This is a genomic window from Castellaniella defragrans, from assembly GCF_014203015.1.
GTDB classification, from domain to species: domain Bacteria; phylum Pseudomonadota; class Gammaproteobacteria; order Burkholderiales; family Burkholderiaceae_B; genus Castellaniella; species Castellaniella defragrans.
Genome location: NZ_JACHIB010000010.1, coordinates 71,561 through 89,394 on the forward strand (window position 1 = coordinate 71,561; position 17,834 = coordinate 89,394).

Annotated in this window: 19 protein-coding genes; 5 read left to right on the plus strand and 14 right to left on the minus strand. The window is 71.5% G+C overall.

All coding sequences use genetic code 11. The features are described 5' to 3' along the window. Nucleotides 1-5 precede the first annotated feature (5 nt). The 4 genes from HNR28_RS09655 to HNR28_RS09670 all read right to left on the minus strand — a co-directional run bounded on the left by HNR28_RS09655 (nucleotide 6) and on the right by HNR28_RS09670 (nucleotide 4,198). A complete protein-coding gene (locus HNR28_RS09655; RefSeq protein WP_151024676.1) occupies nucleotides 6-1,085 on the minus strand; it encodes a YeeE/YedE thiosulfate transporter family protein in 1,080 nt (359 codons plus the stop codon). Nucleotides 1,086-1,098: 13 nt separating this feature from the next. Continuing rightward, complete coding sequence (locus HNR28_RS09660) at nucleotides 1,099-2,037, minus strand: sulfurtransferase (protein WP_151024675.1); 939 nt, start codon at nucleotides 2,035-2,037, stop codon at nucleotides 1,099-1,101. A gap of 191 nt (nucleotides 2,038-2,228) precedes the next feature. Next, the gene (locus HNR28_RS09665; protein ID WP_151024674.1) at nucleotides 2,229-3,146 is read right to left on the minus strand and encodes a carbohydrate kinase family protein; all 918 of its coding nucleotides are present in this window, start codon (nucleotides 3,144-3,146) and stop codon (nucleotides 2,229-2,231) included. 59 nt (nucleotides 3,147-3,205) lie between these two features. After that, nucleotides 3,206-4,198, minus strand: a complete 993-nt coding sequence (locus HNR28_RS09670; protein WP_151024673.1) for a LysR family transcriptional regulator — start codon at nucleotides 4,196-4,198, stop codon at nucleotides 3,206-3,208. 142 nt (nucleotides 4,199-4,340) lie between these two features. On the opposite strand from HNR28_RS09670, the gene HNR28_RS09675 reads away from it, so the two are divergent. Beyond that, nucleotides 4,341-5,144, plus strand: coding sequence for an SDR family NAD(P)-dependent oxidoreductase (locus HNR28_RS09675; protein WP_151024672.1), 804 nt, complete (start codon nucleotides 4,341-4,343; stop codon nucleotides 5,142-5,144). 113 nt (nucleotides 5,145-5,257) lie between these two features. Here HNR28_RS09675 and HNR28_RS18455 read toward each other — a convergent pair whose 3' ends face one another. Then, complete coding sequence (locus tag HNR28_RS18455; protein WP_244978257.1) at nucleotides 5,258-5,413, minus strand: hypothetical protein; 156 nt, start codon at nucleotides 5,411-5,413, stop codon at nucleotides 5,258-5,260. On the opposite strand from HNR28_RS18455, the gene HNR28_RS09680 reads away from it, so the two are divergent. Then, on the plus strand, nucleotides 5,412-6,527 hold the full coding sequence (locus HNR28_RS09680) for an MFS transporter (protein WP_244978258.1): 1,116 nt from the start codon (nucleotides 5,412-5,414) through the stop codon (nucleotides 6,525-6,527). The genes HNR28_RS18455 and HNR28_RS09680 overlap by 2 nt on opposite strands. Nucleotides 6,528-6,611: 84 nt before the next feature. Here HNR28_RS09680 and yghU read toward each other — a convergent pair whose 3' ends face one another. Beyond that, nucleotides 6,612-7,478, minus strand: a complete 867-nt coding sequence (gene yghU, locus HNR28_RS09685) for a glutathione-dependent disulfide-bond oxidoreductase (protein ID WP_151024670.1) — start codon at nucleotides 7,476-7,478, stop codon at nucleotides 6,612-6,614. Between the two features lie 236 nt (nucleotides 7,479-7,714). Between yghU and HNR28_RS09690 the strand changes: the two genes are divergently transcribed. Then, nucleotides 7,715-7,963 (plus strand): GlsB/YeaQ/YmgE family stress response membrane protein, encoded by a 249-nt coding sequence (locus HNR28_RS09690; RefSeq protein ID WP_151024669.1) that lies wholly within the window; start codon nucleotides 7,715-7,717, stop codon nucleotides 7,961-7,963. Nucleotides 7,964-7,994: 31 nt separating this feature from the next. Here the strand turns inward: HNR28_RS09690 and HNR28_RS09695 are convergent, their stop codons facing one another. From HNR28_RS09695 to HNR28_RS09715, 5 genes are all read right to left on the minus strand, one after another. Beyond that, the gene (locus tag HNR28_RS09695) at nucleotides 7,995-8,225 is read right to left on the minus strand and encodes a SlyX family protein (RefSeq protein ID WP_151024668.1); all 231 of its coding nucleotides are present in this window, start codon (nucleotides 8,223-8,225) and stop codon (nucleotides 7,995-7,997) included. A 40-nt stretch (nucleotides 8,226-8,265) separates the two neighbouring features. Further along, nucleotides 8,266-9,507: a M20/M25/M40 family metallo-hydrolase gene (locus HNR28_RS09700; protein WP_151024667.1), complete on the minus strand. Its 1,242-nt coding sequence runs from the start codon at nucleotides 9,505-9,507 to the stop codon at nucleotides 8,266-8,268. 2 nt (nucleotides 9,508-9,509) lie between these two features. Then, the gene (gene alc, locus HNR28_RS09705; RefSeq protein ID WP_151024666.1) at nucleotides 9,510-10,550 is read right to left on the minus strand and encodes an allantoicase; all 1,041 of its coding nucleotides are present in this window, start codon (nucleotides 10,548-10,550) and stop codon (nucleotides 9,510-9,512) included. A 108-nt stretch (nucleotides 10,551-10,658) separates the two neighbouring features. Then, nucleotides 10,659-11,588, minus strand: a complete 930-nt coding sequence (puuE, locus tag HNR28_RS09710) for an allantoinase PuuE (protein WP_151024665.1) — start codon at nucleotides 11,586-11,588, stop codon at nucleotides 10,659-10,661. A gap of 25 nt (nucleotides 11,589-11,613) precedes the next feature. Then, the gene (locus HNR28_RS09715; protein ID WP_244978259.1) at nucleotides 11,614-12,384 is read right to left on the minus strand and encodes a GntR family transcriptional regulator; all 771 of its coding nucleotides are present in this window, start codon (nucleotides 12,382-12,384) and stop codon (nucleotides 11,614-11,616) included. Between the two features lie 214 nt (nucleotides 12,385-12,598). On the opposite strand from HNR28_RS09715, the gene uraH reads away from it, so the two are divergent. Together uraH and HNR28_RS09725 are read left to right on the plus strand one after the other, a co-directional pair. Continuing rightward, nucleotides 12,599-12,952, plus strand: a complete 354-nt coding sequence (uraH, locus tag HNR28_RS09720) for a hydroxyisourate hydrolase (RefSeq protein WP_043681858.1) — start codon at nucleotides 12,599-12,601, stop codon at nucleotides 12,950-12,952. A gap of 55 nt (nucleotides 12,953-13,007) precedes the next feature. Further along, complete coding sequence (locus tag HNR28_RS09725; protein WP_151024664.1) at nucleotides 13,008-14,243, plus strand: urate hydroxylase PuuD; 1,236 nt, start codon at nucleotides 13,008-13,010, stop codon at nucleotides 14,241-14,243. A 140-nt stretch (nucleotides 14,244-14,383) separates the two neighbouring features. Here the strand turns inward: HNR28_RS09725 and prpF are convergent, their stop codons facing one another. From prpF to HNR28_RS09740, 3 genes are all read right to left on the minus strand, one after another. Beyond that, a complete protein-coding gene (gene prpF, locus HNR28_RS09730) occupies nucleotides 14,384-15,568 on the minus strand; it encodes a 2-methylaconitate cis-trans isomerase PrpF (protein ID WP_151024663.1) in 1,185 nt (394 codons plus the stop codon). A gap of 301 nt (nucleotides 15,569-15,869) precedes the next feature. Further along, the gene (locus HNR28_RS09735; protein WP_151024662.1) at nucleotides 15,870-17,147 is read right to left on the minus strand and encodes a hypothetical protein; all 1,278 of its coding nucleotides are present in this window, start codon (nucleotides 17,145-17,147) and stop codon (nucleotides 15,870-15,872) included. Next, nucleotides 17,137-17,712 (minus strand): type II secretion system protein, encoded by a 576-nt coding sequence (locus HNR28_RS09740; RefSeq protein ID WP_043681850.1) that lies wholly within the window; start codon nucleotides 17,710-17,712, stop codon nucleotides 17,137-17,139. The genes HNR28_RS09735 and HNR28_RS09740 overlap by 11 nt, the downstream gene beginning before the upstream one ends. Nucleotides 17,713-17,834 lie beyond the last annotated feature (122 nt).

The window sequence follows — 17,834 nt, forward strand, 5'->3', positions numbered from 1 at the left end:
CTCCTTCAGAAAGCGTAGCGGCGGCGCACCCGCACGCCGATGAGGGATCCCAGGAAGGCCATGGGCACCCAGATCCAGCCGTGCAGGCTGCCGGTGGAGATCCCGCTGACCATGGCGCCGATGTTGCAGCCGAAGGCCAGCCGCGAGCTGTAGCCCAGCAGCAGGCCGGCGATCAGGCCCACCGTCCATTGCGTCGCGTTCATGGGCTTGGCGGCGGCGGCCGGCTTGCCCGCGGCGATCCACAGGGCGCCCGCCAGGATGCCGATGTTGGTGATCGAGGTGACGTCGAGGAAGACCGATTGCGCCAGCGTCGCCGCGTTGACCGGCTCGCTCCAGAAGGCGTTGGCCGAGGGATCGAACAGATGCGCGGCCGTGGCGAGCTTGGCCGCCCACAGGCCGAAGCCGTAGACGATGCCCCAGGGCTGGCCGGCGATCACCAGGTTCAGCGCCGCCAGGACCGCCAGCAGCACGGCGCCCCACAGCAGCTTGCGGTTCCACAGCGGCGCCGCGCGCCCGGCCCAGCGCACCACGCCGAAACCGACCAGGGCCAGGCCCGCCAGCGTCAGCAGCAGCGCGGCGGGCGCGCCGAAATGCGCCACCAGGCCGTAGGGCGGCAAGGCCCCGAGGGCCAGCCAGCGGTCCAGCGTGGCCGAGCCCAGGAAGCTGCCGAGGGCGAACAGCGGCAGGATCGCCATGTTCAGCGGAATGCCCAGGCCGGCCTTGTACAGGGTGCCCGAGCCGCAGCCGTCGGCCACCTGCATGCAGGCGCCGAACACGAAGGCGCCCACCAGCAGGCTGATGCTGGGAGGCCCGAGCGCGGCGCCCAGGTCGGTGGGATAGGCCGCCAGCAGGGGCATGGACACCGCCGCCGCGATCGCCAGCAGCACCAGCTGCGCCAGCACGCCGGACGGGTCGCGCTGCTCGATGAGCCGCCGCCAGCCGGTGGTGAAGCCGAAGCGCGCGCCCGCCAGCACCGCGCCCAGGCCGATGCCGACCAGGAACAGCAGCGCCTGGCGCAGGGCCACCGACCAGGCCAGGAAGATGCAGAAGGCGGCGACGAGGATCGCAAGGGGAAGCCGTTTCATGAATCCGCCGCCCTCAGCCGAACACGCCCTTCAGCTTGTCGAGAATCTGGCTGCCGCGGCCGGGCACGTGCTCCATCGGCCGGTTCGGATCCTGGGACCATTCGGCCATGGACTCGGGATACAGCCGCACGTTCTTCTGGCCCACGACCTCCGACAGCGCGAACCAGTCGGTTGCCGCCCAGTGGCCGGTGTTGCAGAAGGAGATGGTTTCCGACTTGGCATCGGGCAGGAGTTCGGCGGCGATCTTGCGGGCCTCGTCCGCCGAGACGAAGATCGAGGTGCCGGGCTTGAACCAGCGGCCGTTCTCCACGTTGACCGCGCCCTGGATCGTGCCGGGCACCTGCGCCGTCGGCGCCTTGACCTTGCCCAGGTAGAAGTCCAGCGGGCGGGCGTCCACCAGCCGGACCTGCGGGTTGCCGACCTGCGCGGCCACCTGCTCGGTGGTGGCGATGATGGATTCGTCCAGCGTGGGCTCGAAGGCCGTGGCGGCCACCGGGGGGGCCGCCTGATCCTGCGGCAGGCCGGCGTCGGCCCAGGCCTTCAGCCCGCCGTTCAGCACGGACAGATCCTTCAGGCCCAGGTATTTCAGTGTCCAGTACACCCGCGCCGAGGCGCCGAAGTCGGTGCCGTCGGCGCCGGAGGAAACCACCACCGCGTGCGTGCCCCGGTCGACGCCCAGGCCGCGCACCAGTTGCGTCAGCTTGTCCAGCGGCGGGAGCTGGCCGGGATTGTTCGCCGGGCCGCGCCACTGCGCGTAGGGCGCCGAGACGGCGCCGGGAATGTGGCCGGCGGCGTAGGCGTCCGGCGGCCGGATGTCGATGACGCGCACCGACGGCTGCTGCCGGGCGGCGTCCAGTTCGGCCGGCGTGAGCAGCGGCTGGGCCGCCCAGGCGGCCGAGGAAGCGCCGAGCGCGAGAAGGAGCGCGCCCAGGCGGGCGGACAGGAGTTTCATGAGGATGCCTTTGAGGAATAAGAAAGCAATTTCTCATTCTCCCAGATTCGATCGCACGGCTGGCGATACCTTCAAAACCTGAAGTTATATCGGCCGTGCGGCTTGGCTGTTCCGCCTGGCTGTTCCGCTTGGTTGTTCCGCTTGATTGTCCCGCTTGGCCGTCCGGCCGGCCGCCGCGCCCGCCCCCGGCCTCAGGTCCGCAAGGGGCCCGCCAGGTTGGCGGGGATCACCTGGATCACCCGGGCGGCGCTGTCGGTGGCGGCGGCAAGCGCCTCCAGCGGCGCGGCGCCGCCGGCCCAGGCGTGGACGAAGGCGGAGGCGAAGGCATCGCCCGCGCCGATGGTGGACACCGGCACGACGGTCCGGGCGGGATGGAAATGGCCCTGCTCGCCGTCATGGCCCTGTGCACTGTCATAGAACAGGGCGCCGCCCTGCCCCAGCGTCACCAGGATGGACTGGCCGGGCCGGCGCACCAGCCGGCGCGCGAGGTCGCGGGCCGTGTCCAGCGCAGGCGCGTCGGTGTCCAGTTCCGCGTCGCCGCACAGCCAGGCGGCCTCGCGCGCGTTGACGCACAGCAGGTCGGCCCGCTCCCACAGGCCGAGCAGGGCCTGCGGATTGGCCAGCTGCCGCGCGCCGGGCGTCACCGCCAGCCTGTGGCGCGACGCGGCCATGCGCGCCAGGGAGCGCTCCAGCCAGGCCTGGGACTCCAGCGACAGGCCCGTCACGTAGACGACGTCGGCCGCCTCCAGGCCGGGGAAGCCCTGCTCGCCGACCCAGGCGCTGGCGCCGCGCTGCGCATAGGCGCGCGCCGAGCCGCTCTCGTCCACCATCACCACGGCCTTGCCGGTGGGCAGGGGATGGTCGGGGATGGCGGCCTGGATGCCGTGGCGCCGGAGGATGTCGCGCAGCAGGTCGCCTTCCAGGTCGCTGCCCACGCAGGCGTGGACGGTGACGTGGGCGCCGCGCGCAGCCACGTTCAGCGCGGCGTTCACCGCGCCGCCGCCGGCGTACAGGCCGATGTGCTCCACGTCCTGCTTGGCGCCGCGCATGGGCTGGACGCGGGACACGACGATGTCGACGACGGCCGCGCCGATGGTGGTGAATTGCATGGAGTACCCGCCTGGCAATGGAAAGAAGGCCCCTCGCCGCGCCCGCGGCCCGCCGGCGCCTAGGGGTTCAGGACGCCGGCCACCCAGTCCGCGAAGACGCGCACGCGCCGGGGCAGATGGCGGTGATGGGGAAACAAGAGATTAACCGGCATCGGGGGCGGCGGACAATCCGGCAGGATGCCGACCAGCGCCGGCGCGCGCGCGGCGCTGGCCAGCGGCGCCTGGATCAGCCCCAGGCCCGCGCGGCAGGCGGCGTCATAGGCCGCGCTGTTGTCCACGGTGACCCGGGATTGCATCGGGACCCGGACGACGCGGCCGGCGGCGTCCCGGTACTCGAACGCCGCCGGCCCGTCCGAGGGATTGGGGCGGTAGTCCACCAGCCAATGGCGCGCCAGGTCGCCGGGGCCACGGGGCCGGCCATGGACGCGCAGATAGCCGCGGCTGGCGAAATTGCCCAGGGGCAGCACGCCCAGCGGGCGGCAGGCGAGCGATTCGTCGGCCACCGCGCCGACCCGGATGACGCAGTCGAGCCCTTCGCCGATCATGTCGGCGCGCCGGTCGGAACTGGAGACCTCCATCCGCAAGGCCGGGTGGCGCGCCAGGAACTCGGGCAGCCGGGCCATCAGCGGGCCCGCCGCCATGCCCAGCGGCGCGCCGACCCGCAGGCGGCCGTCCAGCGGCCCGTCCGGGCGCTGGAAGAAGCCGCCGAGATCCTCCAGGTCGTCCAGTACGGGCGCGCACCGGTCCAGGAAGGCCCGGCCGTCCCCGGTCAGTCCGACCCGCCGCGTGGTCCGCTGGAGCAGCCGCGCGCCCAGACGCTTTTCCAGGCGCAGGACGGCCGTGGACACGGTCGCGCGCGGCAGCCGGAGCTGTTCCGCCGCCTGGGTGAAGCTGCCCAGGAGGGCGACCCGGATGAAGATCCGCAGGTCTTCGGCCGAGGGCGTGTAGACCGACGTGTCCTGGCCGCCACCGGCGTGCGCACCGGCCGCAGCGGCCGCACCGCCCCGGGCTTCTGCACTCCGGGCGTCTGGATTGATCGAATTTTTCGACATGTAATGTTGAATCAATACCATTTATCCATTATTACGAAAACAATATAGTGTCCCCGTCCGGACCGCAAGTCCGGCGACGTGCGGGCGGCGCGCGCAAGCCTCATCCACCCGCATCCGACATCCCCGCCACCGGAGTTTCGCCATGACCACGCCCACCGCTCACACACCCCATCCCGCTGCCGCGCCCGCAGCGCCCCCCATCGCCCTCATCACCGGCGGCAGCCGCGGCCTGGGGCGCGCCGCCGCCCTGCACCTGGCGCGGGCGGGATGGGACATCGTCCTGACCTACCAATCCCGCGACGACCTGGCCCGGGCGGCCGTCGCGGACATCCAGGCGCTGGGCCGCACCGCGCTCGCCCTGCCCCTGGACACCGCCCGGACGGCGGCCTTTCCCGCCCTGGCCGCCTCGCTGCCGGCGCTGTTGCGCGGCACCTTCGGCCGCGACCGCCTGGACGCGCTGGTGAACAATGCCGGCACCGGCATCGACGCCGCCTTCCTGGAGACCACCGAAGCGCAATTCGACCAGATGATGGCCGTGCACCTGAAAGGCGTGTTCTTCCTGACCCAGGCGCTGGTGCCGCTGCTGGCGGACGGCGCCCGCATCCTCAACGTCTCCAGCGGCCTGACCCGGTTCACGTTTCCCGGCAAGGCGGCCTACGCCATGATGAAGGGCGGCATCGAGGTGCTGACGCGCTACCTCGCCCAGGAACTGGGGCCGCGCGGCATCCGCGTCAATGTCCTGGCGCCCGGCGCCATCGCCACCGATTTCGGCGGCGGCGTGGTGCGCGACGATCCGCAGGTCCACGCCGCCATCGCCGGCTGCACGGCCCTGGGCCGCGTCGGCGAAGCGGACGACATCGGCGGGGCCGTCGCGGCGCTGCTGGCGCCCGGCAGCGCCTGGATCAACGGCCAGCGGATCGAGGCCTCGGGCGGCATGCGGCTTTGATCCGCCCCGGGACGGCCCCCGACGCTGCTGGGAAAGTTTCTCGATCAAAGTTTTAATCAGGGTTTTCCCTGAGTACAATATCGGGTTTCTCCCTCGGCCAAATCCTTCATGCCTCAATCATCTTTCCGGGCATCGGCGCCGGCATCTCCCCCGGCGCCGGCATCGGTATCGGCATTTGGTTCCAGCGGCGGGCGGGCGTCCGCGGGGGCGGTGATCTTCGCCCTGGCGATCGGCGCGTTCGCCATCGGCACGACGGAATTCGCCACCATGAGCCTGCTGCCCTACTTCGCGCGCGACCTGGGGATCGACGCGCCCACGGCGGGCCGCGTCATCAGCGCCTACGCCCTGGGCGTGGTGGTGGGCGCCCCGCTGCTGACCGTGCTGGCCGCGCGCATGGCAAGGCGCACCCTGCTGGTGTGGCTGATGGGCCTGTTCGCCCTGTTCAACGGCCTGTGCGCCTTCGCCCCGAGCTACGAATGGCTGCTGGCGCTGCGCTTCCTGAGCGGCCTGCCCCACGGCGCCTACTTCGGCATCGGCGCGCTGATGGCCGTGTCGCTGGTGCCGCATGCGCGGCGCAACCAGGCGGTGGGCCGGATGTTCCTGGGGCTGACGGTGGCCACCATCCTCGGCGTGCCCTTCGCCAACTGGCTGGGGCACGCGCTGGACTGGCGCTGGGGCTTCGGGCTGGTGAGCCTGTCGGGCCTGCTGACCATGGGGCTGGTCGCCTGGCTGGCGCCCCTTGGCCCGCCCGCGCCGGGCGCCAGCCCCTGGCGCGAACTGGGCGCCCTGCGCCAGCCACAGGTCTGGCTGACGCTGGCGGTCGGTGCCATCGGCTTCGGCGGCCTGTTCGCCGTCTACACCTACCTGGCCGACGTGCTGCTGGAAGTCACGGGCGTATCCCCCACGGGGGTGCCGCTGGTGCTGGCGGTCTTCGGCGTCGGCCTGACCGTGGGCAACATTCTCGTGCCCTGGCTGGCCGACCGCGCTCCGATGCCGACGGCGGCGGGGCTGCTGCTCTGGAGCGCGGCCATGACCGCGCTGTTCCCCCTGGCGGCCGGCAACGTCTGGGCGCTGTCGATCGACGTGTTCTTCATCGGCTTCGGCGGCGCGCTGGGCACGATCCTGCAGACCCGGCTGATGGACGTGGCCCGGCACGCGCAGGGCCTGGCCGCCGCGCTGAACCATTCCGCCTTCAACTTCGCCAACGCCCTAGGCCCCCTGCTGGGCGGCCTGGCCATCGCGCACGGCCACGGCTGGACCTCGCCGGGCTGGGTCGGCAGCGGCCTGGCGCTGGCCGGCCTGGCGATCCTGGGGCTGTCGCTGGAGGTCGAGCGGCGGCATGCCCGGACGGGCGCCCCGGGCGCCCGCGGCCAGGCGGCCTGAGCCGGACCGATCGGACCGGCCGCTGAACCAGGCGGCCCGGATCAAGCCGCCTGAATCGGATCTCCGGCACCGGGGGTGCCAGGATCAGGCGATCTTGTCCTGGGTCCGCGTGTCGAAGTCCGAGGCGTCGTGGCGTTCCCAGAGCTGTTCGGACGGGTCGCCCGAGGTGCGGTTCACCATGCGCCCGCGCCGCACCGCCGGACGCTCGCCGATGGCCCGGGCCCAGCGCAGCACGTGGCGGTAGTCTTCGGCCGACAGGAATTCCGCCGCTCCATAGACCTGATTCAGGACCAGCCCGCCGTACCAGGGCCAGATCGCCATGTCGGCGATGGTGTAGTCGTTCCCCGCCACGAATTCATGCGCGGCCAGGCGCTGGTCGAGCACGTCCAGCTGCCGCTTGGCCTCCATGGCGAAGCGGTTGATGGCGTATTCGATCTTCACGGGGGCGTAGGCGTAGAAATGGCCGAAGCCGCCGCCCACGTACGGCGCGCTGCCGACCTGCCAGAACAGCCAGGACAGGCATTCGGCGCGGGCCGCGGGCTCGGTCGGCAGGAAGGCGCCGAACTTTTCCGCCAGGTGGGTCAGGATGGCCCCGGACTCGAAGACCCGGATGGGCGCCGGGCCGCTGCGGTCCACCAGCGCGGGAATCTTGGAATTGGGATTGACGCCGACGAAGCCGCTGCCGAACTGGTCGCCCTCGCCGATGCGGATCAGCCAGGCGTCGTATTCCGCCCCCGCATGCCCCTGCGCCAGCAGCTCTTCCAGCAGGATCGTGACCTTGACGCCGTTGGGCGTGGCCTGCGAATAGATCTGCAGCGGATGCTTGCCGACCGGCAGCGCGCGCTCGTGCGTCGGCCCCGACACGGGGCGGTTGATGTTGGCGAACCGGCCGCCGCTGGGCTGGTCCCAGGTCCAGACCCTGGGCGGCTGGTATTCGGACGTCTGACTCATGCTGCATGCTCCTGGTGGGCCGCCCCGGCGGGACGCGTTCGCCCGGCGGCAAAAGCGTCTACGTTACCAGCATCGGCCGGCGCTGTGAACCGCCCGCGAACCGCCCACGGGCCGCCCATGGACCGCGCGGGCGGGCCGCAGCCGGCGCGCCGCGGTCCGGCGCATGCGCGCTGGACGAACGCCCGCGCCCGGCCCTATGATGGGCGCGAACCATTGAACCTTCAAAGGAGAAGCGCATGGGCATCATCGGCATGATTGTCGTCGGGTTCATCGTCGGCCTGATCGCGCGGGCGATCATGCCCGGCGACCAGAAGCTGGGCTGGATCCTGACCACGGTCCTGGGGATCGTCGGCTCGATCGTGGCCGGCTACCTGGGCGCGGCGCTGGGCATCTACGAGGCCGGCCAGGGCGCCGGATGGATCGGCTCCATCGTCGGCGCGCTGATCGTGCTGGGCGTGTACGGGCTCATCGCCAAGCGGTCCTGAGCCTCCCGCGCAGCGGGGGCTCGACAATGGCTCAGTAGTGCGGCGGGCGCTCGTCGAGGCCCCCGGCCGGGCCGGGCGCGCTGCCGGCCGCGAGCTGCTGGCGCAGGGCCAGCAGTTCGCGCGCCAGGGACTCGATCTGCTGTTGCTGGCGAAAGACGGTGTGATTCAGCCGATCCAGCAGATCGTCGGCGTAGGCCGCCTTGACCTCCAGGTCCACCAGGCGCTTCTCCAGCGCGGCGGGGTCGATGTCGGCTTCGTTCATGTTTCTCGTCCTATCCGGTGCCCTGGCGGAATTCCAGGATTCAGGCGGCGGGTCCCAGGAAGTCGGCCAGCAGGCTGGCCACGACCCGGGTGGCGCCGCGCAGGTCCTCCAGCATAACGTGTTCGTCGGCCTGCTTGGCGCGCGATTCCATGACGGTGCGCGGCCCGGCCCCGTACATGACGGTCGGTACGCCGTGCTCCGCGTACAGGCGCGCGTCGGCGTACAGCGGCGTGCCCACGGCCGGGATGTCCTCGCCGAACACCGCGCGCGCATGCCGCTGCAGGCTGGCGACGAGCTTCTCGTGGCCGGGCAGCGGGCGCAGCGCCCGCGCCAGCAGGATGCGGCGCACCTCGACCGTGATCCCCGGCAGGCCGGCCACGGCGGCGGCGACGAAGGCGCGCACTTCGGCCTCGACGGTTGCGGGATCTTCCTCGGGGATCAGGCGGCGGTCCATCTTCAGCACGACCTTGCCCGGCACCACATTGGTATTGGTGCCGCCGTCGATGCGGCCCACGATCATGGTGGGGTGGGTGATGCCGTCGATCCCGGATTCGATGCCGTCGAGCGCGTCGGCCTGGCGGTAGATCTCGTCCAGGATGCGGCTGGCGGCCCGCAGGGCGTCGTGCCCGGTCTTGGGCGCGGAACCGTGCGTGGCCTTGCCGTGGACGGTGATCTCGAACTGCAGGCAGCCGTTGTGCGCCGTGACCACGGCATGGCTGAAGCTGGCGCAGACCGCGTAGTCCGGCTTCGTCAGGCCGCGCTCCAGCAGCCAGCCCGGCCCCTTGAGCCCGCCGAATTCCTCGTCGTAGGTGAAATGCAGCTCCACGGCGCCCTTCAGGGGCGCACCGCTGGCCTCCAGGGCGCGCACGGCGTGCAGGTAGGTGGTGAAGTCGCTCTTGGACACGGCCGAGGCGCGGCCGTAGAGGCGCCCGTCCACGACTTCGCCGCCGTAGGGGTCGCGGGTCCAGCCCTCGCCCGGCGGCACCACGTCGCCGTGGGCGTTGAGCGCCAGCACGGGACCGCCCGCGCCGTAGCGGCGGCGCACGATCAGGTTGGTGATGCTGCGCATGCCGTAGGCGCGCGTTTCCTCCTCGGGCACGCGGTGGCGCTCGACCTCCCAGCCCCAGCCTTCGAGGAGGGCGGCCACGGCCTCGGCGTGCGGGGCGTTGTCGCCCGGCGGCGTGTCGGTGGGCACGGCCACCAGGCGCCGCAGCAGCGCCACCTGCTCGTCGAAATGGGCGTCCACCCAGGCGTGCAGGGCGGCGTGCAGGGTCCTTTCCATGGTCAGCGGGCCAGGCGGCCCCAGATGCGCACGCGGCTGATGCCGCCGTCGGGGAACATGTTCACGCGCACGTGCGAGACCGGCCCGACCTTCTGGATGGCCTCGCCCTCGTAGAAGTGCTGCTTGTCCATCTCGGTCTTCTGCTCGCCCAGCAGTTCGGGCCAGAACATGGCCTGGGTCACCAGGGACTGGTCGGTCGACTCGGCCACCAGCGCGCCCTGCAGCGAAACGCGGTCGGGGTAGTTGCCCTTGAAGTGCGCCGTGTCGATCTCGATCTTTTCCACCACGGCCGGGTGGCCCAGTTCCAGGATCAGCCAGTCGTTGCCCGGCTCGCGGCGGCGGCGGGTCTCCCAGCCGTCGCCCATGTTGACGCCGCGGCCCGCCTTGATCACGCTGGTGGGCATGCCGAAGTGGGCGTCGCTGTAGGCGACGACGCGCCCGCCGCTGGCCAGGGCGGAGACTTCGACCAGGGCGTCCGGGTCGCGGCGGTCCCAGTCGCAGGCCGGCTGGCCGTAGACGCGCAGGCGCGCCACGCCGCCGTCGGGGAAGATGTTCAGGCGCAGGTGGGTCCAGACGCGGCCGTCGCCGATCTCGACGAAGTGGTGGGAATTGCCCTGCAGCGACCTGGCCGCGACGAGCTCGACCCATTCGGTCGCGGCGTCGGGCTCGCCTTCGCAGGACGCGGCCTGGACGGACGCGGCGGGCGGGAAATTGCCGGTGAAGTGGCTGGTGTTGATGTCCAGGCCCTTGATCGTGCCCGGCAGGCCCAGCTTGACGATGGCGTGGTCGTGGCCGCCGTTGCGCCGGCGGCGGGTCTCCCAGCCGTCCATCCACTTGCCGTGGTCGTCGAACTTGCCGACGATGAAGACGGGCTCGGAATCCTGCAGCATGCGCTGCGCGGCGGCGAAGAACTCGTCCGAGCAGGACAGCACCCGGGCGCCCAGGCTTTCGCTGGCGAGGTTCGGGTGGCGGGAGGCGAAGGCGGGCAGGTCGACCGCGGGGGCGTCGATGACGGTGCCGACGGGCAGATTGGGAGAAGCCATGGGATATGCTCCAAAGAGGCGGTGAAACCCGCCGGCCCGGCCCGAAGCCGTCCGGCGGGAGAGGCCGGGCGCGGCGCCCGGTCGGAGGTTGGACAGGCCCGCGCCGGATCAGGCGGGCTTGTAGGGGTGTTCCTTCACCCAGTGGCGGGCGATGTCCGCGCGGGTGGCGATCCAGACGCGGTCGTGCTTCTGGATGTGGTCCAGGAAGCGCTGCAGGCCCGCGAACCGGCCCGGCCGGCCGATCAGGCGGCAGTGCAGGCCGACCGACATCATCTTCGGCACGGTCTCGCCTTCGGCGTAGAGCACGTCGAAGGCGTCGCGCAGGTAGCTGAAGAAATGATCGGCGGTGTTGAAGCCCTGCGGCGAGGCGAAGCGCATGTCGTTCGTGTCCAGGGTGTAGGGCACGATGAGCTGGGGATGGACCTTGCCGTGGCCCAGGTCCACCTCGGTCCAGAACGGCAGGTCGTCGCCGTAGTAGTCGGCGTCGTACAGGAATTGGCCTTCCTCGGCGACGATGCGCAGGGTGTTGGGGCTGTCGCGTCCGGTGTACCAGCCTTCGGGGTGGCGGCCGAGCAGCTTCGTGACGACTTCCACACAGCGCTGGAAGTGCTCGCGCTCGACGGCCTCGGGCACGTCCTGGTAGTGGATCCAGCGGTAGCCGTGGCAGGCGACTTCATGGCCCAGTTCGACGAAGGCGCGCGCCACTTCGGGGTTGCGCTCCAGCGCCATGCCCACGCCGAAGACCGTCAGCGGCAGGCCGCGGCGCTCGAATTCGCGCAGGATGCGCCAGACGCCGGCGCGCGAGCCGTACTCGTAGATGGATTCCATCGACAGGTGGCGGGCGGGATAGGCCGCCGCGCCGATGATCTCGGACAGGAACTGCTCCGATCCCGGGTCGCCGTGCAGCACGCAGTTCTCGCCCCCTTCCTCGTAGTTGACGACGAATTGCACGGCCACGCGGGCCTGGCCGGGCCAGTTGGCGTGCGGCGGGGTGCGGCCGTAGCCGGCGAGGTCGCGGGGATAGTGCGGGTCTGCCATGAACGTGTCTCCTGGTGAATGAGGGTCAGAGCGTGGGGGTCAGGGAGTGGCGCCGGAGCGCGGTCCAGGGATCGGCGCCGGGCGCGGCGTCCATCCGCTGTTCGCAGTCCTTGAGGTGGTGGTCCATCGCGGTGCGCGCGCCCGCGGCGTCGCGCCGCGCGATGCAGTCGAGGATGTCCCGGTGTTCCAGGTACGAGCAGGTGCTGTCCTCGGAGGCATCCCCCAGGGCGATGATCAGCGTGGTGCGGGCGCACAGGCCGGCCAGCATTTCCGTCAGCACCTGGTTGTCCAGCAGGCGGGCCAGCTCCACGTGGAAGGCGTTGGACAGGCGCAGCCAGCTGATGCGGTCGCCCTGCTCGAAGGCGCGCTGCTCGCGTTCCACCATTTCGCGCAGGGGCGCCAGCCGCCCGGCCACGTCGTCCAGCGCCGTCAGCATGTCGATGACGATGCATTCCAGGGCGCGGCGCATGGCGAACACGTCGCGCACCTCCTTGGGCGAGGCCTGCCAGACGGTGGCGCCGCGGTTGGGCTCGATGGCCACGATCTTGTCGTGGGCCAGCCGCGCCAGCGCGGCGCGCACCGTGCCGCGCGAGCAGTCGAAGGCCGCGCACAGCGCGGATTCGGTCAGCTTGGCGCCCGGCAGCAGCCGGCGGTCCATGGCGGCGTCGAAGATTTCCCCGTAGACGCGCTCGACGTCGGACGGCTCGCCGGCCGGCTTGGGATCGCGCAAGGACGAGGCGCGGGGCGCCTTCGGGTCCTGGGGGGCGCGGGCGGGCTTCAGGTGGAGCATGGCCATAGGTGAAAACGACAGGGTCGATTGGCAACGAAAATTGTTGACAATTATTGTGTACCCGGCCAGAATCGTCAACACAAATTGTTCACAATAATTTGAATCCGTCCTGCACCGAAGTCCGCCGGCCCGTTCCGGCGCTTCGCGAACCGGCGAACCATTCGCCGGGTCCGGCCATACCGGGGGCCTATTGGCAGGATACTGACCGGCTTGAAATCCCATGGGAAAACTCTCCACCCATGTCCTGGACACCGTGCACGGTGTGCCAGCCCAGGGCGTCGCCCTCGAACTCTATCGCCTCGAAGGTGATTCCCGCACCCTGCTCGCACGGACGGCCACCAACCAGGACGGCCGCTGTGACGCGCCCCTGCTCAGCGGTCCCGCGCTGACCCGGGGCGTCTACGAGCTGGTCTTCCATGCCGGTGACTACTTCGCCCGCAAGGGAGTGCCGCTGCCCGAACCCCGTTTCGTCGACCAGGTCGTGCTGCGCTTCGGCGTGGCCAATCCGGACGAGAACTATCACGTCCCCCTGGTCGTGACGCCGTGGACCTGGTCCACCTATCGCGGCAGCTGAGCGCCACGCTCATCCCGGCAATCCCCACGAACGAAGAAACCAAGAGGAGACTCTCATGGAAGGCTTTTTCCTTGAGTACGGCAATCTGCTGCTGCGCTGGCTGCACGTCATCGCCGCCATCGCCTGGATCGGCGAATCGATCTACTTCGTCATGCTCGACCTGAGCCTGCACGCGCCCAAGGGCGAGCACAGCAAGAAACTGGGCGTGCACGGCGAAATGTGGGCCGTGCACGGCGGCGGCTTCTACCACAACCAGAAGTACCTGACCAACCCGGCCGAACTGCCCGACGACCTGCACTGGTCGTTCTGGAAGGCCTACACCACCTGGCTGTCGGGCTTCGGCCTGTTCATGCTGATGTACCTGCTGCGCGCCGACATCTACCTGGTCAACCCGTCCAGCCCCTGGGAATGGGCGCGCAACATGAACGGCACCGAGGCCGGCATCCTGGCCGTGGCGTTCCTGGTGGTGGGCTACAACATCTATTCGCGCCTGTGCCGCATCATCAGCCCCACCGTCGAGCGCGACGGGCTGCTGAGCGCGGCCGTGGGCGTGATGATGGTGATCGTGTCCTGGCTGACGATGCAGATCTTCCCGGGGCGCGCCGCGTTCCTGATCACCGGCGCCCTGATGGCGACCTGCATGTCGGCCAACGTGTTCTTCTGGATCATTCCCGGCCAGCGCCGCATGGTCAGGGCCCTGAAGGCCGGCGAGAAGCCGAACCCGCTGGACGGCGCCTGGGGCAAGCAGCGCTCGGTGCACAACACCTATTTCACCCTGCCGGTGATCTTCCTGATGCTCAGCAACCACTATTCGTTCACCTATACGAACGAATACGCCTGGGTCATCATGAGCCTGTTCATCTTCGCCGGCGCGGTGATCCGCCAGTACTTCGTGCTGCGCCACACCGGCAAGAACGACCTGCGCTACCCGCTGGCCGGCATCGCGATGCTGGCGATCATCGGCTGGATCGCCGCCCCGTCGCCCGCGCCGGCTGCGGCTTCATCCGCCCAGACCGGCCAGGCCGGCGGCGCGGGCGCGCAGGCGGCCGTCACGGTGGCACAGGTCCACGGCATCATGACCGCCCGCTGCACGGAATGCCACTCGGCCAAGCCCACGCAGCCCGGCTTCGCCGCCGCGCCGGCCGGGATCATGCTGGACACCAACGAGCAGACGCTGCAGCACGCCGCCCAGATCAAGCAGGTCGTCGCCAGCAAGTACATGCCGCTGGCCAACCTGACGCAGATGACGGACGAGGAACGCGCGCTGATCGCCGCCTGGAACGGGCAGTAAGGGGCGCGGCGCGGCGCGGTGCGGACCGTCCCGCTGCCCGCTGACGGGAAACGCGCCGTGCTTTCCATCGCCGACCTGGCGGCGTACGTCCTGGACCGGGACGCCTGACGCGGAGGCCTGAGGCGCCCGGACGGGCGACCTCAGCCCGCGTCCGGCAGCGGCGCCGGGTGCACCACGCCCGTCATCAGGCGCCGCGCGCTGCGGCTGACGACGACCTTCGAGATCCGCCAGCCGCCGGCGGCGGCGCGTTCCGCCTCGGCACCGACCGCCAGGATGCCCGAGGCGTGCCCGATGCGGACGGGGCCCTGCGCGCCGGGGCGCCGCAGCCGCGCCACCAGGGTGCCGGGAATCGCGGCGGCCGAGGCGATGGCGACCGCGCCGGTCCCGGTCATGGCGTGATGCAGCCTGCCCATCGACAGGATCCGGGCCAGCAGGTCGATCTCGCCGGCGGCGATCCGCCGGCCGTCCGCCGCCGTGAAATCCGCGGGCGGCGCGAGAAAGGCCAGCTTGGGCGTGTGGGGCCGCGCGCGCGTGGCTTCCCGGACATCGGCCGCCAGGCCCATGGCCACCGCGCCCTGCGCCCGGACGGCCTCCAGCCGGGCCAGCAGGCCGGCGTCGGCATTGACCTCGGCCTGGGTCTCGTCGCCGCGCAGCCCCAGGCGGGCGGCCGCGACGAAGATCGAGGGAATGCCCGAATCGATCAGCGTGGCCTCGATCCGGCCGACGCCCGGCACGTCCAGTTCGTCCACGACACGCCCGGTGGGCAGCAGCGCGTCGCCCGCGCCGGGATCGAGGAATTCGAGCCGGATTTCCGCGCCCGGGAAGGTCACCCCGTCCAGCACGAAGGCGCCGGCCTCCACGACCCGGCCGCGCGACACGGGCACGTGGGCGACGATCTTCCTGCCGATGTTGGCCTGCCAGATGCGCACCGCGACGATGCCGTCCGCCGGCGCATCCACCAGGCCCCGGGCCAGGGCGAAGGGGCCGACGGCGGCGGTCAGGTTGCCGCAATTGCCGCTCCAGTCGATCACCGGCGTGCCGATGGACACCGCGCCGTACAGGTAATCGACGTCGCAGTCGGGACGCGTGCTGCGCGACACCAGCACCACCTTGCTGGTGCTGGACGTGCCGCCGCCCATGCCGTCGATCTGCTGGCCGTAGGGGTCGGGACTGCCGATCACGCGCAGCAGCAGCCCGTCGCGCGTCGCGCCGGGCACGCGCGCGGCCGGCGGCAGGTCGTCGGGCGTGAAGAACACGCCCTTGCTGGTGCCGCCGCGCATGTAGGTGGCCAGGATCGGCCCGGCGGGATCGAAGGAATCGCTCATCAAGGACATTTCTGCGGGCATCTCCGGAATCGGTGCGGGCCCCGGTACGGGCATCGGTGCGGGCCCCGGTTCGCGCGCGGGGCGCGGCGCACGCACGTCGACGCGGACCGATCGCCGGCGCCGCGCACCCGGGCGGCCCGCTGGCGCGGGCCGGGCAGCCATTCTACTGCGCCCCCCGTCCCGTCCGGCGAGACGCCGCACGCAACGCCCGCACGCGCCGGACGCGCGATCCGCACGGCGCCTTGCCGGGCCGGGACGGCCCATTGCCCGACGAGGGGGCGCACGTCCACGCGCGGCCGGTTCATTTCTGCAGCAGGCACAGGTAGCCCATGGTCAGGCCCTCCGGCGCCGCGGGCGTCCCGCTTTCGGCCACCTGCGCCGCGGCATAGCCGGTCGGGCAGGCGCACACCCCGGTGACGGGATTGGCCGTGGAGACGCCCAGGACGTTGGCGCAGCCGCGGCGGCTGTGGACCATGTAGCCGCCGCCGGTCGGCCGCGCCACCAGGGTCCAGTGTCCCTGGCGGCAGGCCAGGATGCCCACGCCGTCCACGGCGCGGCCCAGCGCGCCCTCCGGCGCGCAGGCGTCCCCGACCTTCCAGCCCCGTTCCAGGTGCAGGCTGTCGCGCGCGGCCAGGCGCGTGCCGCTGCGCACCACGCCCTGGACCGTGGCGTCGCCCTGGAAGTCGGGATCGCGCGCGTCCCGCACCCGGAGGTAGGCCGCGTCGTCGCCCGCGCCACCCTCCCCGCCTCCGCTGCCGGCCCCGCCCGCCTGCCCGGACGGAGGCCGGGCCGCCAGCGCCACGACGCCCGGCCCCCAGTCGGCGGCGCCCTCTTCCGGGACCGGGATGCGCTGCCCGGCGCCGCTCAGGAATCCCGGCCGGCGCGGCCAGACCACCAGCCCGCGGCCTTCGGCGGCCTGCAGCCACTCGGCCACCAGCGCCTCGTCCACCCCGCCGGCGGAAGTCCGCAGGGCGGGCCGCGCATGCACCAGCGCCCACACCCGGCAGGAGGCGCCCGGGCACGCGCCTTCGCGCAGCACCCGCAGCCCCAGGGTCCGGCGCAAGGGTCCCGCGGCCTGCCAGCCCGCGGCCAGCAGCCCGGCCGAGCGCAATTCGTCCCAGCGCGGCGCCGTCCAGTCGGCGTAGCCCTGGCCGGCCAGGGCGTCGACGGTGCCGGCATCTGCCAGCTCGGCCGCGTGGCGCGCCAGGAAGGACTCGGCCGCGCCGCGGGCGGCTTCCATCCAGACGGCCAGGGAGCGGGCCTGCAGCGTCCGGGCGCGCTGCGCCCATTCGTGGCTGGCCCAGAGCGCCAGCACCAGGCTCAGGGCCGCGACGGCCATGAATTCCAGCAGCAGCGAACCCCGCTGGGGGTGGGCGCGCACGCGGGGGCGCAATCCGGCATGCAACCGGGCGGGGAACCGGCGGCGCCTCCAGGCGGCCGGCCAGGTGATCTGCCAGGTGATCTGCCAGGTGATCTGCCAGGTGATCTGCCTGGCGATCGACCGGGCAATCGGCCAGACGAACGGCCAGACGATCGCCCGGGCGCGGCCCCCGCCCCCGCGCGCTCCGTCAGCTGACATGGAACACGAACTGGTTGACGTCCCCCTTGGCGCAGGCCGACTCCGCCGTCAATGCGTTATAGGCCGTGGTCTCGTCCTTGACCGTGCGGGCGGTGCCGCCGCCGGCTTCCACCGTGATGCGGTCGGCCACGCGCTGCAGCACCGACGCGATCGAAGGGCAGGCCACGTGGTTGACCTGCTTCAGGCGCAGCAGGAACGCCGCGCCGGCATCCGCCGATTCGATCTCGACCGCGCCGCCGCCGCCCAGGCCGTGCAGCACCGTGCCGTCGCTCGCCACGGTCAGCACGGAGGAATCGGCCGCCATGGCCGCCAGGTTGGCCGTGCCGATGTCCTCGTAGGGCGCATCGCCCGAGGTGCCGGCATTGACGCGCACGTGCATGATGAAGCGCGCCAGTTCCTGGCCGACCTTGGGCACCTTGTTCTCCATCACGTAGCCGCCGATCGCGGGAATGCCGATGACCGCGATCAGCAGCACGATGGCGGTGACGATCGAGACCTCCACCAGGGAGAACCCCGCCTGTTCCCCGCGCCGGCGCGCGGCGCGCCCATGTGCCAATGTATGCATGAAGCCCCCCTTTGCCGGACGTCCGGCTTTTGAATGACCCGGCTCTCGGGAGCCGGATGGAAAGAACCGGCTCTTGGGAGCCGGGTGGAAAGAACCGGCCCTCGGAGCCGGATGGAAAAAAA